Annotated in this window: 19 protein-coding genes and 2 tRNA genes; 10 read left to right on the forward strand and 11 right to left on the reverse strand. The window is 31.8% G+C overall.

Going from position 1 to position 15,305, the window contains the following annotated elements:
• Positions 1-69 precede the first annotated feature (69 nt).
• Both NSED_RS09220 and sepF read left to right on the forward strand, forming a co-directional pair.
• Positions 70-1,083: a DUF814 domain-containing protein gene (locus NSED_RS09220; protein WP_014965993.1), complete on the forward strand. Its 1,014-nt coding sequence runs from the start codon at positions 70-72 to the stop codon at positions 1,081-1,083.
• Positions 1,084-1,156: 73 nt separating this feature from the next.
• Complete coding sequence (sepF, locus tag NSED_RS09225; RefSeq protein WP_008298573.1) at positions 1,157-1,435, forward strand: cell division protein SepF; 279 nt, start codon at positions 1,157-1,159, stop codon at positions 1,433-1,435.
• Here the strand turns inward: sepF and NSED_RS09230 are convergent.
• On the reverse strand, positions 1,427-3,367 hold the full coding sequence (locus tag NSED_RS09230; protein WP_014965994.1) for a beta-CASP ribonuclease aCPSF1: 1,941 nt from the start codon (positions 3,365-3,367) through the stop codon (positions 1,427-1,429). The two genes, sepF and NSED_RS09230, sit on opposite strands and share 9 nt — an antisense overlap.
• A 7-nt stretch (positions 3,368-3,374) precedes the next feature.
• Positions 3,375-4,007 carry an archaeal proteasome endopeptidase complex subunit beta gene (gene psmB / locus NSED_RS09235; RefSeq protein ID WP_014965995.1) on the reverse strand — a complete coding sequence of 211 codons (633 nt, stop codon included), beginning with the start codon at positions 4,005-4,007 and terminating at the stop codon, positions 3,375-3,377.
• Between the two features lie 75 nt (positions 4,008-4,082).
• On the opposite strand from psmB, the gene NSED_RS09240 reads away from it, so the two are divergent.
• Positions 4,083-5,147, forward strand: a complete 1,065-nt coding sequence (locus NSED_RS09240; protein ID WP_014965996.1) for a sn-glycerol-1-phosphate dehydrogenase — start codon at positions 4,083-4,085, stop codon at positions 5,145-5,147.
• On the opposite strand, the gene NSED_RS09245 is transcribed toward NSED_RS09240, so the two are convergent.
• Genes NSED_RS09245 through NSED_RS09255 form a run of 3 tightly spaced genes read right to left on the reverse strand, consistent with a single transcriptional unit; the run spans position 5,144 to position 7,611 of the window.
• A complete protein-coding gene (locus NSED_RS09245; protein ID WP_014965997.1) occupies positions 5,144-5,890 on the reverse strand; it encodes a peptidylprolyl isomerase in 747 nt (248 codons plus the stop codon). The two genes, NSED_RS09240 and NSED_RS09245, sit on opposite strands and share 4 nt — an antisense overlap.
• A 41-nt stretch (positions 5,891-5,931) precedes the next feature.
• Entirely contained in the window at positions 5,932-7,077 is a 1,146-nt protein-coding gene (locus tag NSED_RS09250; protein ID WP_014965998.1) for a pyridoxal-phosphate-dependent aminotransferase family protein, read from the reverse strand.
• Between the two features lie 39 nt (positions 7,078-7,116).
• On the reverse strand, positions 7,117-7,611 hold the full coding sequence (locus NSED_RS09255; RefSeq protein ID WP_014965999.1) for a nicotinamide-nucleotide adenylyltransferase: 495 nt from the start codon (positions 7,609-7,611) through the stop codon (positions 7,117-7,119).
• A 61-nt stretch (positions 7,612-7,672) separates the two neighbouring features.
• Between NSED_RS09255 and rtcA the strand changes: the two genes are divergently transcribed.
• Positions 7,673-8,695: an RNA 3'-terminal phosphate cyclase gene (gene rtcA, locus NSED_RS09260; protein WP_014966000.1), complete on the forward strand. Its 1,023-nt coding sequence runs from the start codon at positions 7,673-7,675 to the stop codon at positions 8,693-8,695.
• Here the strand turns inward: rtcA and NSED_RS09265 are convergent.
• Complete coding sequence (locus NSED_RS09265) at positions 8,675-9,172, reverse strand: CopD family protein (RefSeq protein ID WP_014966001.1); 498 nt, start codon at positions 9,170-9,172, stop codon at positions 8,675-8,677. The genes rtcA and NSED_RS09265 overlap by 21 nt on opposite strands.
• Positions 9,173-9,253: 81 nt before the next feature.
• On the opposite strand from NSED_RS09265, the gene NSED_RS09270 reads away from it, so the two are divergent.
• Positions 9,254-9,748, forward strand: coding sequence for a hypothetical protein (locus NSED_RS09270; RefSeq protein ID WP_232212332.1), 495 nt, complete (start codon positions 9,254-9,256; stop codon positions 9,746-9,748).
• A gap of 8 nt (positions 9,749-9,756) precedes the next feature.
• On the opposite strand, the gene NSED_RS09275 is transcribed toward NSED_RS09270, so the two are convergent.
• Positions 9,757-9,830 (reverse strand) — tRNA-Val (locus tag NSED_RS09275).
• Between the two features lie 69 nt (positions 9,831-9,899).
• Between NSED_RS09275 and bluB the strand changes: the two genes are divergently transcribed.
• From bluB to NSED_RS09285, 3 genes are all read left to right on the forward strand, one after another.
• Positions 9,900-10,610: a 5,6-dimethylbenzimidazole synthase gene (gene bluB, locus NSED_RS09280; protein WP_014966003.1), complete on the forward strand. Its 711-nt coding sequence runs from the start codon at positions 9,900-9,902 to the stop codon at positions 10,608-10,610.
• A 25-nt stretch (positions 10,611-10,635) separates the two neighbouring features.
• Positions 10,636-10,728: transfer RNA gene (locus NSED_RS10370), tRNA-Arg, on the forward strand.
• Positions 10,729-10,781: 53 nt separating this feature from the next.
• Positions 10,782-11,312 carry an NADPH-dependent FMN reductase gene (locus NSED_RS09285; protein ID WP_026090051.1) on the forward strand — a complete coding sequence of 177 codons (531 nt, stop codon included), beginning with the start codon at positions 10,782-10,784 and terminating at the stop codon, positions 11,310-11,312.
• A 609-nt stretch (positions 11,313-11,921) separates the two neighbouring features.
• Here NSED_RS09285 and NSED_RS09290 read toward each other — a convergent pair.
• Together NSED_RS09290 and NSED_RS09295 are read right to left on the reverse strand one after the other, a co-directional pair.
• Entirely contained in the window at positions 11,922-12,395 is a 474-nt protein-coding gene (locus NSED_RS09290; protein ID WP_014966005.1) for a hypothetical protein, read from the reverse strand.
• 82 nt (positions 12,396-12,477) lie between these two features.
• Complete coding sequence (locus NSED_RS09295) at positions 12,478-12,705, reverse strand: hypothetical protein (protein ID WP_014966006.1); 228 nt, start codon at positions 12,703-12,705, stop codon at positions 12,478-12,480.
• Between the two features lie 246 nt (positions 12,706-12,951).
• On the opposite strand from NSED_RS09295, the gene NSED_RS09300 reads away from it, so the two are divergent.
• Positions 12,952-13,428 carry a peptidylprolyl isomerase gene (locus NSED_RS09300; protein WP_014966007.1) on the forward strand — a complete coding sequence of 159 codons (477 nt, stop codon included), beginning with the start codon at positions 12,952-12,954 and terminating at the stop codon, positions 13,426-13,428.
• Positions 13,429-14,310: a hypothetical protein gene (locus NSED_RS09305; RefSeq protein ID WP_014966008.1), complete on the forward strand. Its 882-nt coding sequence runs from the start codon at positions 13,429-13,431 to the stop codon at positions 14,308-14,310.
• A gap of 40 nt (positions 14,311-14,350) precedes the next feature.
• Here NSED_RS09305 and NSED_RS10645 read toward each other — a convergent pair whose 3' ends face one another.
• Entirely contained in the window at positions 14,351-14,506 is a 156-nt protein-coding gene (locus NSED_RS10645) for a hypothetical protein (RefSeq protein WP_014966009.1), read from the reverse strand.
• Between the two features lie 232 nt (positions 14,507-14,738).
• On the reverse strand, positions 14,739-15,227 hold the full coding sequence (locus NSED_RS09315; RefSeq protein ID WP_014966011.1) for a hypothetical protein: 489 nt from the start codon (positions 15,225-15,227) through the stop codon (positions 14,739-14,741).
• Between the last annotated feature and the right edge of the window lie 78 nt (positions 15,228-15,305).

The following is a 15,305-nucleotide window of genomic DNA, read 5'->3' on the forward strand; positions in this document are numbered from 1 at the left end:
AGAAATATTTCTAATTCTCAATTTATGTATGATGTAAAGTTTGTATATGGAAAATTGAGTTAGATCGCAATGGCTGAAGAAAAAGAGAAGAAAAAAGTAGTTGCATTACTCTCTGGAGGGTTAGATAGTCAACTTGCAGTAAGAATGATGCAAGAACAAGGTTTTGATGTTTCAGCTGTTGCAATTAAAACTCCATTTTGTGATTTTGATTGTGGAAGAGGATGTGGATTTGAAATTAGAGAAAGAGCAGATGATCTTAATGTGAATTTAAAAACAGTTTATCTTGGTGATGAGTATATTGAGATGTTAAAACATCCTAAACATGGGATTGGTGCTGGATTTAATCCGTGTGTAGATTGTAGAACAATGATGTTTGATGCAGCAAAAAAACACATGGAAGAGATTGGAGCAGAATTTATTATTTCAGGGGAAGTATTAGGTCAACGTCCAATGAGTCAACATGCACCTGCATTACATATTATTGAAAATGAATCTAATTTGAAGGGAAAAATTGTTAGACCATTATCTGCTGGATTATTACCACCATCAGATGCTGAAAAAGATGGTTTGATTAAAAGAGAAAATCTTGGGATGATTAGAGGAAGACAAAGAAAAATTCAAATGAAAATGGCTAAAGAATACGGAATTGAAAATCCACCAAATGCCGGAGGGGGTTGTTTGTTAACAGAGCCACAATTTGGAATTAAAGCTAAAGATTTGTTTGATCATGTTGAAACTCCATCAATTAATGAGATTGATTTACTAAAAATTGGAAGACATTTCAGATTAGATGAAGAAACAAAATTTGTTGTTGGTAGAAACAAAGATGAAAATGAAATGATAAAGGCATTGGCCTTGCCAGGAGATATTTTACTTGAAGCTAAAGATTATGTGGGACCAGTCTCAATTTTACGTGGTAAGAATGCAAAATCTCATGTGCAATTTGCATCATCAGTAACTTTAAGATATTCTGATGCACCAAAAACTGAACAGAGTATTGTTTCTGTTAAAAATGGAGATTCAACACAAGAAATTAGTTCAGAATGTGCAGAAGAACAATCTTACATTAATTTTAGAATGTAGGCGTGAAATTTTTTAAAAATTAGTGTAAACTAAGGAAGAGTTTTTGAGGAAGTAGATCTCATTTTCAACAAGGATGCAAAAACAAGAAAATCCAACATATCTAAAGGCTATAACAATTCGAGACATTAGCGATGTTCATTCTATCAAAGAGGATATCAAAAAAGATATGATTTTAATTCTAAGAGTTACACCATTGGCACAAAAAGATGTGGAGCAACTTCGTAAAGTTGTAGAAGAGTTGTATTCTATTGCAAAAGCTGCAGATGCAGAAATTGCAAGATTAGGTGAAGAGAGGATTATTGTTGCTCCATCAAGTATAAAGATCTGGAAACCAGAATACGATCTAAAATAATTTTATTGCTTCTTGAACTTGTGGGTAATGTGCAGGTACTTTATACATTCGTCTAATATTCATTGCAAGGTTTTCGGATTTCTTACGTTCACCATGATTGACTAACACACGACGAAGTTTTGGTCTAAGTCTTTGTACAAATGACATTAATTGATTATAATCACTATGACCACTGAATCCATCTAATTTTTCGACACCACAATTTATTGAAACAACTTCAACTTTACCTTCTTTACCTAACATTGTTGCTTGTTTTGAACCATCTAGAACTCTTCTTCCCAAAGTTCCGTTTACTTGATATGAAACGAATAGAACTTTGTTCTTTTTATCAGGTGCGATATTTTTGAAATATTCTAAAACAGGTCCTCCTTCTAACATTCCAGATGTTGCCAAGATTATACATGGAGAGTTATCTCTCATGGGTTCTTCTCTAGCATCTGCATGTTCAATGTTAGTAAAATACTCTGAATCAAATGGATTATCATCAGTTTCCAAAATCTTTTGTTTTAATTCTCTTGCAAGATATTCAGGATATGATTCATGTATTGCTGATGCTTCTGAGATCATTCCTTCAGTAAATACAGGTGCTTCAACCATTTCTCCTGATTTCATATAATGATCAATTACCATCATAATTTCTTGTGCACGTCCAACTGCAGGTATTGGAATCAACACTTTGCCCCCATCTGCCAAAGTGTTGTTTACCGCATTAATGAAAGCAGATTCAACTTCTTGTCTAGTTGGTTGAATATCTTCTTTGAGGCCATACGTACTTTCAATCAATAATGTTTCTACTCTTGGAAAATTCCAACTAGCAGCTTCAAATAGAATACTTTTTCCAAATTTAATATCACCAGAATAAACAAAATTATGATCACCATTTCCAATATGAAAATGACATAATGCAGAACCTAAAATATGACCTGCATTTGCAAGTACAAGTTTGATATCAGGAGAAATATCAGTTACAGTTCCATATGGCAAAGTAATTGTTTGTCTCATTATCTGTTTTACATCTCGTTCTGAATAAATTGGAGTTCTTCCTTGAGCAGAAGCTACCTTGATTGCATCTAATTGAATCAAATTCATCATCGGTAATGTTGGTTCAGTACAATAGATTGGGCCTTTATATCCATATTTACAAAGTGTTGGCAAAAATCCAGTATGATCCAAGTGTGCATGTCCAATAACTATTGCATCAAGTTCATCTAATGTTATGTTTAGAGAGTCTAATCTTGGAAATGCATCCATAGGAGAACGGGCACCAGGATTAATTCCACAATCAATTAGGATTTTGCTTTCAGGAGTAGATAGTAGTAGTGATGATCTTCCCACTTGACCAAATCCACCAAGAGTATAAAGAGACACTTCTGTCCTTTGAGATAATCTAGGTCTGAAAATTTCATCACCTACTTGTTTAAGCTGTTTGCTTCGTTCAATTGAGGCTTGTTTTAGAGTTGCATTAATTGTTTGAATTGTGCGTGAAGGAATAGTAGTGGCTTTTCTAATACGTAATCTCCAACCTATCTTCTCAGTAATTTCAGCATGATTGAATTCTTTAGCATTTCTTTGTAATAACCAGGGTCTTTTTGCTTCAACTGATACTTCACCAGTTGCCGTATCAAAAATAGTTCCTTGTAGATTTGCTTCTTTTGGAACACAGTCTGCTAAAATTTTTCTAGCTTCATCTTCAGGTTTTCTAATTGATTCATCAGTTCTAACAACTATTCTTTTTTTAATTATGTTTACAAGATTAGAAATTGTATCATTATTTTCCATTAGATATCTAGGAGAGTTTGTATACAGAGCAATTCTTGGTCCTTCATATTCTATTTTTGTAACACTTGCCTCTTTGGGTATACTTTGCAGTATGGTGGCCATTATATTCTGGCTAGTAGGAGGTAATTCTTTTGATTGTTGTTTTCTTTGCATTAAATCACTAAAGTTCGATGACGGCTTTTTTTTGCTCATCGGTTAATAGACGGAAACCATCTTTGTCCATAATTGCGATGTTGATTCCATCGCCTGTACCAATGTTTCTAACAATTGCGGCTTTAACAGCTCGTAGAGCTACTTGTTTTGCTTCTTCGATAGTAAGATCTTCTTTATATTCTTCTTCGAGTAAACCATATGCTACTGGAGAACCGCTACCAGTTGTAACATATGATTTCTCTTCAACTGAACCAAACATATCGACATTAAATAATGAGGGACCATTTGCATCATACCCACCAAGTAAGATATCTGCCATGAATGGATATCCCCTATTTTGATGGAAAATTAACGAACAGAGTCTTGCAAGTGAATGGATTGAGATTGAATTCTGTTTTTCGACTCTGTGAAGATTAGAATGATAACGTAAAATATCGACAATGTTTTGTGCATCAGCTACACCGCCTGCTAATGTGAGTCCTGCATGCTGATCAATTTGTTGAATTTTCATAGTATTATTATTTGCAATGAAATAGCCTGCGCTGGCTCTCATATCAGCACATAAAACTACACCATCTTTAGCCTTGATACCTACAGTGGTAGTCCCATGCAAAATTTTTTCTTCAACGTTATTTGACAAAATACACCTACTAAGATAATGTGAAGTGAATCTATCCCTTTTAAATAACTTTTTGATCCCTTGAAATCATAAATAATGAGAAAAAATCAAGATCGCATGGATTCACACACGATGGAATTACCTAGACAAATTGTTGTAGGTGAAAAGAATATCAATGAATTTGCAGATTTTCTTCAAAGTTTGACTAAACCTAAGAAAGTGTCATTAATTTCAGGAATTCATGTAAAAAAAATTCTTAAACAAAAAATTGAGAAATCATTAAAGAGTAAAAAAATCAAATTTGTTTGGCATACAGCAAAAGATAATCAGTTTAACAGTCTAAAAAAAATCCAGATTGATGTAAAAAAAGACCACAGTGATATAATTGCAGGAATAGGAGGTGGTCGTTCTGTAGATACAGCAAAAATGGTTGCTTTTAATTTAGATATTCCATTTGTTAGTGTACCTACGGCAGCTTCACATGATGGAATAGCTAGTCCATTCGTTTCAATAAAAAGTGATAAACCTCATTCGATTATTGCTACTGCGCCTCTAGGTGTTTTTGTAGATATTGACATCATCAAAAAAGCACCATCAAGATTACTTGCAAGCGGATGTGGAGATTTGGTAGCAAATATCAGTGCTGTTAAAGATTGGAAATTAGGACGAGATAAAACAGGGGAATATTACGGAAGATATTCAGCCAATTTAGCAATAATGAGTGCAGAAATAGTTATGGAAAAATCTAGTCAATATGCTAAGAAAGGTCTAGATGCTAGAGTAATAGTTGAAGCTCTGATTAGTGCAGGAGTTGCATCATGTATTGCTGGAAGTAGTAGACCATGTTCTGGTGCTGAACATCTTTTTTCACATGCATTAGACAAAATTGCACCAGGTAAAGGGTTACATGGTGAAAAATGTGGATTAGGTGCAATTATGATTACAAAACTTCAAGGACAAGATTGGAAAAAGATCGTAAAGACATTAAAAGACGTAGGAGCTCCAACTACTGCAAAACAAATTGGTTTGAGTGAAGATCAAATAGTCGATGCACTAATGATTGCACAAGATTTACGACCAGAAAGATATACAATTCTAAAAGAAATAGAGATGACAGAAAGAAGAGCTAAAAATCTTGCAAAGAGCACTAAAGTAATTTAAGCAGTTTTTTGTTCAGGAGCTTTTTCTTTTGTTTCAGGTTTCTTTGTCTGAGCTTGTTTGTTGATATGTGTTTCAACAAAACTCACTTTTTCTAAGGTTGGGACAAATTTGAAGATGTCTAATTGAATAAAGTGTTTCATGATTTGTAATCCATCAGCACGTAAAATTTCTTCAGGAATTGTGATGCTTACTTCTTTATCCTTCAAGTCAAATGAAATTTTTGTGTCTTCAACTGGTAGTCTATTTTTTAGAATTCCATCTATTTTATCACTTGGAGAATCAAGTGATTTGATGACATTGACATCAAACAGAATTGTTTTTCCAGCATATCTATGATTGTAATCTATTTGAACTCTACCAGAACCGATAAATCGAATAATTCCTCTTTTATTATCAACTTCAATTGTATCACCAACTGTTACTTTTTCTGCATCTTCTCCTAATTTTCTAATAGGAATCATTCTAACTTTTCCAGAATCTCTTTCACCGAAACCTTTGTCTGGTGTTACTTCTACTGTGAGTTTATCACCTACTGATGTTTTTGCAAGAGCTTCATCAAGTCCTTTTAGTACAGGGTATGAAACTTCTCCAATAGAAACTAGTTTAGGTTGATACTTGACATTTTGCTCATGAATAGAATGTTTTTTTGCATCTTCTTCAATAGTGGTATCAAAAATCTCTTCAGTATCTTTTACTCTTGCAGTATAATCAACTAAAATTAATGATCCTTTATCAAATGTCAATGTGATCGGTCTCGAATTTCCTTATATTAAGTTAACAGGGTTTAGAGAGCTTTTAGTTTTTCTTGTGCAGTTTTGAGTCCTGCTTGAGCATCAGTATCATATCCCATCATTGATAATGTAGCTGAAATTGCAGAAATAGTTCTCATTACATGATATGGACTAACTTCTCCCATACATCCAACTCTGAATACTTTACCTTTAAGATTCCCAAAGCCACCAGCAACTAAAACTTTGAATTTGTCAGCTAATGTACTTCTGAAAGTTTTGTCTTCAAGTCCATCTAAATAATTTAATGCTACGATTGAGATTGAACGATCTTCTTCTTTTGCAAATGGAGATAGGCCCATTGCACTTAATCCAGAGTATAATGCATCTGAACAAACTTTATGACGTTTAAAGACATTTTGTAATCCTTCTTCTAACATTATAGATAACGCTTCTCTGTATGCATAAAGCAATGGAAGTGCTGGTGTGAAAGGAGTATGCTTTTCCTCATCATAATATTTGAAGTATCTTGCTAAATTGAAATACATTGTAGATGGTGGGTTTTCAATCATGTATTTTTTAGCTTTAGCACTTACAGAAATTGGTGAAATTCCGGGAGGGGCAGCTATTGCTTTTTGTGCACCGGTCATACATACATCAATATTCCATTTATCAACTGGAAGTGGAGCGCCACCAAGTAGTGAAACTGAATCTACTACGTAGAAAGCATCATTTCTTGAAGTTAAGTCAGATACTTTATCAAGATAATTTACCATTGTTCCTGTTGAGGTTTCATTGTGAACAACATAGAATGCTTTAACATCTTTATTGTTATCAAATGCTTCTTTTACTTGATCAAAAGTTGCATTTTCTCCAGGAGGTGTTTCAAGTTTTACAACATTGCCACCCTGACCTTCGATTAATTGTGATAATCTATTACTAAATTCGCCATTTACAGGCATAATGATTTTATCGCCTTTTTTAACTAAATTTACAACACCTGCTTCTACTGCACCAGTTCCAGATGCAGACAATGCTACAATATCGTTTTGCGTTTCAAATACTTGCTGTGTTTTTGCAACTACATCAGTGTATAATTCTACAAAATCGTCACTTCTATGATTAATCATAGGTGCAAGCATTGCCCTCATAACTCTGTTAGGTACATTTGTTGGACCAGGAAGCATTGAAAGATATTCCATATGTTATCTATCACAGTTCGTTATGGGGTTTATTTATAATTAGAGATTTTTCAAATGTTCTTTAGCATCAAAATTTTTTAAAAAATTTCTAGTTCCAGCAGGTACAAGATCGTCCCATTTTTGATCGCTGATAATTAGATCGCGTATATTAGTTCCAGATAATGATTTTCTATTCAAAAATGGAATAGAAAGAACCTGAATATTTCTTTTTGAATAAAGATGCTTTGTTAATTCGTCGTTTGAAAAAATTATATCAAATTTTGGTACAATGGTATCTATTTTTTCAATCCATCTCATATGATTATCCACATCAGGAATAAAGTAAATTGAAATTCTCTTTTTCATTGAATCATCAATTGAAGATAGAATCATTTCTTTTCGTTGTTCAGCAGTGAATGGATTGTTTTTTTCAATAGGTTTATTGGAACTGCCCAAGCCGATCCATAATTTATCAACTTTTGTTAATGCAAATTCTAATGCTTTAAGATGACCTAGATGAAAAGGTTGGAATCTACCTATCAACAAACCATTCATACTAACCATAGAAAATTTCTTTTTAAAAAACTATCATAAAGAGCAGATATTAGGAAAAAATATGGATTTTTTAAAAATTAATGGAGCACATGGTGAGGGGGGTGGACAAATTATTCGTTCAGCAATAGCACTCTCATGTATTACAAAACAAGCAATTCATTTAGAAAATATTAGAAAGAATAGAAAAATTCCTGGATTAAAACCGCAACATCTTACAGCAATTACTTTACTTCAAAAAATTGCAAATGCTAAAGTTGTTGGAGCAAATCTTGGATCAACAGAATTAAAATTCATTCCAGGCAATCTTGAAGATTTGGATTTAGAGGCAGATGTTGGTACCGCTGGAAGCATCCCATTGATTTTACAAGTTCTAATTCCAGTAGTTGCAGTTTCACGAAAAAAACTTAATTTAAAAATTAAAGGAGGTACAGATGTTCTTTGGAGTCCAACTATTGATTATACTCAACATGTTTTAAGAGAAGCATATTCAAGAATGGGAATAAAATTTTCATTTGAATTATGTAAACGTGGTTATTATCCAAAAGGGGGTGGAAAAATCAATTTACAAATAAATCCATCTAACGTAAATTCAATAATATTTTCAAAAAGAAAAACAAATAACATAAAATTAATTTGTTCATTTTCAAAATTACTTAGAGAAGAAATTGAGAGTAAAGTAAATGAAATTGTAAAGAAGTTAGACGTTGCAAATTTTATTGTAGATGTAGAAATTAAATCAGAAGAGGCATTAGATTCAGGTGCATCATTGTTAATCTATAGTGTTGATGATAATTCAATAATAGGATTGGACGGATTGTATAATAAAAAAACACATAATTTTGATTTGGATCTTGATAAATTTATTGAAGGTTATTCAATAGATGATAATTTGGCAGATATGATAGTTGTTCCAGCAAGTTTAGGTAATGGAAAAACGATTTTTCAAGTAAAAGAAATTACAAAACATTTAGAAACAAATTTGTTTGTTACATCAAAAATTACCGGCTGTAAATACGGTATTGGAAAAACAAGTTATGGATATGAAGTGATTATTGAGGGAATTTCAAACTCCAGCATCAAGTAATGATGCAAAAAATAGTATCGCAATAGACAAAACTACTGTAATCTCTCCGAGTATAATGATTTTTTTTCTTAATTTTTGAATTTCTGACTCGGGCATTTGATTGGACATAATTTTTTCTTCTATGTCTTTACGAATTACTCTTACATGAACAGCATATGTAATAATTAATGCAATTACAAGAATAATTTTAATGATTAAAAATGTTCCATAGCTTGTTGAAATAAGAAGTTCAGGTTTACTAAGTAAAACATGCGAAGTATACAATCCTGTTACCATCAGAATAATTAATGACGGGACAGCAATTTTGTTGAATCGTCTTCCAACACGAATCATTATTTGCATTCTTTCTTCAATAGAATTTGTCATAGTTTTCAAAAGAGGGGAAAATACAATTCCAATGAATAAAGATCCACCTACCCATATCGAAGCTGCAACAAGATGAATCCAAGTGATAATTGCTTGTTCTATTGCAGCCATAGTTTAGGATCTTTTGAATCAAATATTATGTATTTGCATCTTGACAACCTTTTTTAGTTGTACAAATCTCAAATCAATGAAATGGCACTTCAAAGTAAAATGACAGTTTATCTAGCAATAGCTGGAGTATTTGCTTTAATGGGGGGAATTGTTTTCTATGCTAGTTTAGATAATGTAGGACTTGAACAAGTTGAAATTGAATTAACAAGTGTGAAATTAAAAGAAGTTAATTCAGAAAACAATCAAGCAAAATTTGATGTTACATTTCTAGTAAAAAACCCAAGTGACAAAACCTTGACAGTTTCACTTATTGATTATCAATTGTATGGAGATGAAAAATTGTTAGGAAAAGGACAGTATTCTACAGTAGATATTTCTCTGCCTGGAAGAGCAATATTTTATTCAGGGGCAGAGATTCCTCTGAAAAACATATTCGTATTAAGCAAATCTGAAGTAAATTCAGAACTTTATGAAGATGCAATAAATGAAAAAATTGTTAGTTTTTCTGCTGAAGGAAAAATCACCACTCAGACTTCATGGAGTGAAGCTGATATAGATTTCAAGACAGGTTATTAATTAAAAAGTGGGCCTAATGAGATTCGAACTCATGATCACCGCCATGTCGAGGCGGTATCCTAACCAGCTAGACTACAGGCCCATTGAAAAATAAATCAAATAATTGACATTATTAACGTTTAACAAAAGAAAGAAAGAGGGTACAAAATAGATGACAGAAAATTTTACTGATGAAGAAAAAAGAGGATTCTATAAGGCAATTTACTCAAGAAGAGATGTAAGATCTCACTTTACCTCAAAATCAATAGAAGATGATATTTTATCAAAAATTCTTAATGCTGCACATCATGCACCATCAGTGGGATTTTCTCAACCATGGAATTTTATTTTGATAAAAGATCCTGATACAAAAAAGAAAATAAAAGAATCATTTGAGGAAGAAAAAAATCGTTCATCTCAATTAGTCGAAGAACCAAAGAGATCAAAATATCTTTCATTCAAGTTAGAAGGAATTTTGGAATCTCCAGTCAATCTTTGTGTAACATATGATCCTACAAAATTTGGACCGTTTGTAATTGGTAGATCAAGCATTCCAGAAGCTGGTCTTTATAGTGTATGTTGTGCAATTCAGAATTTGTGGTTATCAGCTAGAACAGAAGGAGTAGGTCTTGGATGGGTAAGCATTTTATCAAATGAAACATTAAAAGAAACTTTAGATTTACCAGAGCACGTTATACCTGTAGCGTATTTGTGTTTAGGATATGTTGATGAATTTGCAGAGAAACCAGATCTTGAGACTAAAGGTTGGTTACCAAGACTAGAATTAAAAGATGTAGTATTTTTTGAAAAATGGAATGATAAAGAAAATAAAGATTGGAAAAAAATTCAAAACATGATCAAAGATAACCTTGATTACGCTTAAATAATTAAGAATGTTTTTTTTTGCTGGGCTTGTAGCGCAGAGTCAATTTGACGCGCAACATGGATAGCGCAGTAGCCTCCTAAGTTACAGGTCGAGGGATCGAAGCCCTCCAAGCCCGCTTAATTTCAAAAATTCTTAGAAATTTAAATACAAAGACAAATGGTTGATGATATGAAAATAGTTGTTATTTCTGGCAGTCCAAGAAAAAATGCAAATACGCAAGTTATAATGAAATATGTTTTTGAATACACTAAATCAAAAAATCAAGATACGAAATTCATTAATCTTTCAGAAGGTCTAATAGAATATTACAGAGGACCAGATGTAGAATATAATGAAGCAACAAAAACTGCTGCAAGTGACATTATGGATGCAGATGTATGGTTAATTGGATCACCAATTTATAATTCATTTTTTAGTTCAGCGTTAAAAAATCTGTTTGAATATATCGATTATAAAAAAACTCCAGGAAAGGTTGCGGGAATTACAATTTTAGCTGCTGGAAATGTTGGTTTTGTAAACGTTCAGACATTGATCACCCAATTGCTATCATATTTTAGAGTAATAGCAAATCCAAAAGCTGTTTTCCTAACTACTGAATCTGTATCTGAAAATTCTGTTACAGATAAAGATGTACAAAATAGACTAAAAGAAATGGTAGATGAAACTTTAGAGATTGCTTCTAAATTGCATAAAGATTAGCCTCAAAATGAACTGAATATTTTACATAACTTTTAGCATCAAAATTAGCCTTGATTTGACCTTAAATTAAATATTCAAAATTAATACGCAAAAAATTTTGTCATTACCAATTATTCAAAAGTCAATTGAGTGATAATCTTTTAATCAAATTCATCATTGTAAAAATTTGAATAATACATTTTCATTGAAAGAGTTATTTTGTATTATTTCTTCAATTAACATATACAAAAATTCATTATGTTTTTGAATGTCTATTTTGAGAATGAATTTGGAATTATTTGAAAATTATTTTTTGGGATTGTTTATTTTGTGGGTTAAGTGGTATTAATATTCATTTTTGAAAATTTTTAAATCAAATTAGTTTCCAAATGCTTTTAAAAAATTTCCTTTCATAGATTTAGTTCTAAATTTGGAATTATAATTACTATAATTCATGATTGTTTAACGTATAAAAGTCAAATACTAACATCAATTAGAGATTATATAATTGAACGAAAAAAAAGATCCAACTGAATTGTGTTCATGTAAATGCCATTTTGGTGGAGCTGTCAGTTGTCCTGGTTGTAAGAATAATCATGGGGAAGTTTGTTGTCACTGTAAAGATTAGATCTATTTGCTCTTAGTTTTTTTTCCGGAAGCTAGCATTTTGAGATTAGCTAGTTCAGTCTTTAGTGATTCAATTTGTACAAGAGTTTCAAGATTAGAAATTTCTTGGTTTAATCTTTCAATTTCACTATCTTTGAGTTTAACTGATTCTTTTACATTGTTTAGTTCAAGTAATAATTCATTTTGAACTTGTTTGATTTCCAAAAGATTTACTTGCGAATTTGTTGTAGTTTGAATAGTTTGGCTATTACTCAAGCTTTTTTTTTCAGAGTGTGATGGAGCGTGTTTATGCATGTAATCGGTACTTTTTTGAGAGATCCAGCATGTGAAAGTCAAGAACCATGTAATTGGAACCGCCATAATGAAGACAAAATTTAGTATTGGCGCAAAGTCAACAAAGTAAGGCCATAGCGCTGTCAATATTGCTGCAAAGACTCCAGTTACTATTGTTGCTAAATGGTTACCTAGGTATCCCATAATTGTTTGAAAATTTCATTATTTATAACAGTAATGCTAAAAATCATAAAATAATATAATTAAAAAGAAAAAAGAGCCGAATTTATTCGTCTTCTTCAGGGGTAGTTGCTTTTGGCATATCTGATTGTAAGATTTGGATTTTTTGCAACAGTTCGGTTCTTAGATCTCTTGCAACTCTTCTTACGGTTGGTCTTGGAACACCAAGTTCATCAACTACTTTGGTATAGATATCCTGCTTGTCGGTTACCCCTTTGTCAAGATAAGAATTAATCGCTTCTTTAATTATCGTGCTTTGGTTTGTACGATTCAACGAATTCTAGATTTTAATTGTTCTATATAAGACTATAACTTTTGAAATTCCAAAATTGTCACATCTTTTTAATTCAGATTTTTCATGTAATTATTAATTAGAAATTTCTAAAGTCTACAACAATAAATTTTCTAACGAAAAACGTACTAATCATTATGGATTTTTCAATATTGTTAAAATATATGAAAGAATTTTCAAAGCCATTTTCGCAAAAGACTATTAAGATGTATTTGCAGATTCATCCTAATGGCTACAGTCAATATTGAAACCAATTTGGGAAACATTTCATTTAAGCTTCTTCCTGAATTAGCTCCAGAAACTGTAAGAAATTTTGAGAAATTAGCTAAAGATGGATTTTATGATGGAACACTTTTCCATAGAGTCATCCCAGGATTTATGATTCAAGGAGGCGATCCTAATACAAAAACAGACAACAAAGGTTCATGGGGAATGGGAGGACCAGGATATAATATCAAGGCTGAATTTAATTCAAGATCACATTTGCGAGGCATAGTTTCTATGGCTAGATCGCAAGATCCAGATAGTGCAGGTTCACAATTTTTTATTGTTACTTCTGATAGTGCATTTTTAGATAGACAGTATACTGTATTTGGCGAAGTGACCCAAGGAATGGATGTTGCAGACAAAATTGTAAATCTTGATAGAGATGGCAATGATTGTCCATTAGAAAAAGCATCAATGATTCGTGTTACTGTGGAATAGATGAATACGAAGATTTTTGGGATTTTAGGGATTTTAATTACAATATCGTTAATTCCCTTAGCTTACGCTCAAATTTCAATAGGTGAAATTGCTGAACAAAAATCAATCGAAGTTACGATTAATTCAGATGGAGAAGTTCATGTCAAACATGTAGTAAGTTCATCAAATTTTCCAGTAGATCTTAAGTTGATTGATGGAACTGTTTCAAATATTTCAGTAACAAATGAACAAGGAATAGATGAGCTATTTTCAATGAATGAAGACAATGTTGTATTACTTCAACCATCTAAGGAAAAATTAATCATTGAGTATGATCTTGAAAATGTACTTACGGAAATAGATAAAGTGTGGACTTGGGATTTTAGATATCTTCAAACAACGACTTTTTTTATTCCTCAAGAAATTGATTTAATTCATGTTAATGATCGACCGGTTTTCTTAGATGATAAAAAAGGAATTTCTTGTCATGGTTGTCAAATGATTTTGGAATATTCAGTTGGTGAGCCAAAAAAGATTGAATATGTTAATTGGAAAAATATAGAATTTGTAATCGAGATAAGAACATTTGCAGAGACAGAAAATTTTGATTTTAATAAATCAAATAAAGAAATTAGTTTCAAAATAAATGATGCAAATCGATTTGTAACTACTATAATTCCTATAGAATTATCATCTGAAACTTATGATGTATTTTTAAATAATGAAAAAATTTTCTTTCATGAATATATTAACAATGGAACTCATGTTTGGATTAATATGAAACCAGATACCACTGGTGAAATTTCAATAATAGGCACTACTGTAATTTCTGAACCAAGTAATACTGTAGAATGTGGATGGTGGGAGTGGTTTCTTGCCTTCTTTGGAATTGGAAAGTGTTAAACAATTTTTATTATTGTGACTGTTGTATAACTAAGAAAAGTCAATCTCCGCTAGATCCACAAGAACAAAAACCATATTCATCAATCCTTACATTACAAATAACACATTTTTCACCATAATCTACTTCCCATGGTTCTTTTCCAAAGAGTTTGAAATGTTCGTCAATTTCTATTGGGATCTCTCTTTTCTTTTCCAATGATTTGTATAGTCAATTCAAGTATACATAGATTATCGGAGAATAGTCATGAAAATTGAATGTGGTTGTCATTGTATAAAGTGTAAAAGCACAGATTTGGAATCAAATAGAATTGGAGAGATAGAGAAAGATGGATATTATGATATGCATCACACATGTAAAAAATGTAATACACATTTCGATCATTTGGATGGAGAAGTTTTTCTCACATGTGAAAAGTGTAGTTATTCTTCTAGTTAGCTATTAATGATTCTTGGACAAAATAATGAGTTCTATTTTCATTGTGGTTTTTCAAAATTTCTTTGTTAGATGCCATTTTTGCTAATGCTTTTGATACATCCAAAGGACTAGTAGCCCAACCATATTCTCTAAGTTGTTGAACAGTTTCAGTTACTGTTCTTGGTGAATCAAAGAATCTACTTGTTTCTAAAATTCTTAATTTTGATTTAATTTCATGAGAAGCTATGTATTTTGGTTCGTTAAATTCTGGTTCATAAGCTTCAGCATCATCAAGATATTCTAAACCAAATGACTCTGTTGATTGTTCAACTTGGGTTGGTTTTTGGATATCTTCTGCTTCATACACAATTTTGGCTTGATTATCAGGTAAATGATTAGAAATATCATCAATGATTTCGCCTAATGTTTGATTATCAACATAAAAATCTCTAGAATCAACCTCAATTTCATTTTCCCCTATTTTCAGTTTAATTCTAGCCAACGCTAAATTGTCATATAATTTTGATTTATTCTGTTAGCTCTAAGGAGGTTTAAGATTAGATCAAAACTTTTACACAAT

The organism is Candidatus Nitrosopumilus sediminis, assembly GCF_000299395.1.
Taxonomy (GTDB): Archaea; Thermoproteota; Nitrososphaeria; order Nitrososphaerales; family Nitrosopumilaceae; genus Nitrosopumilus; species Nitrosopumilus sediminis.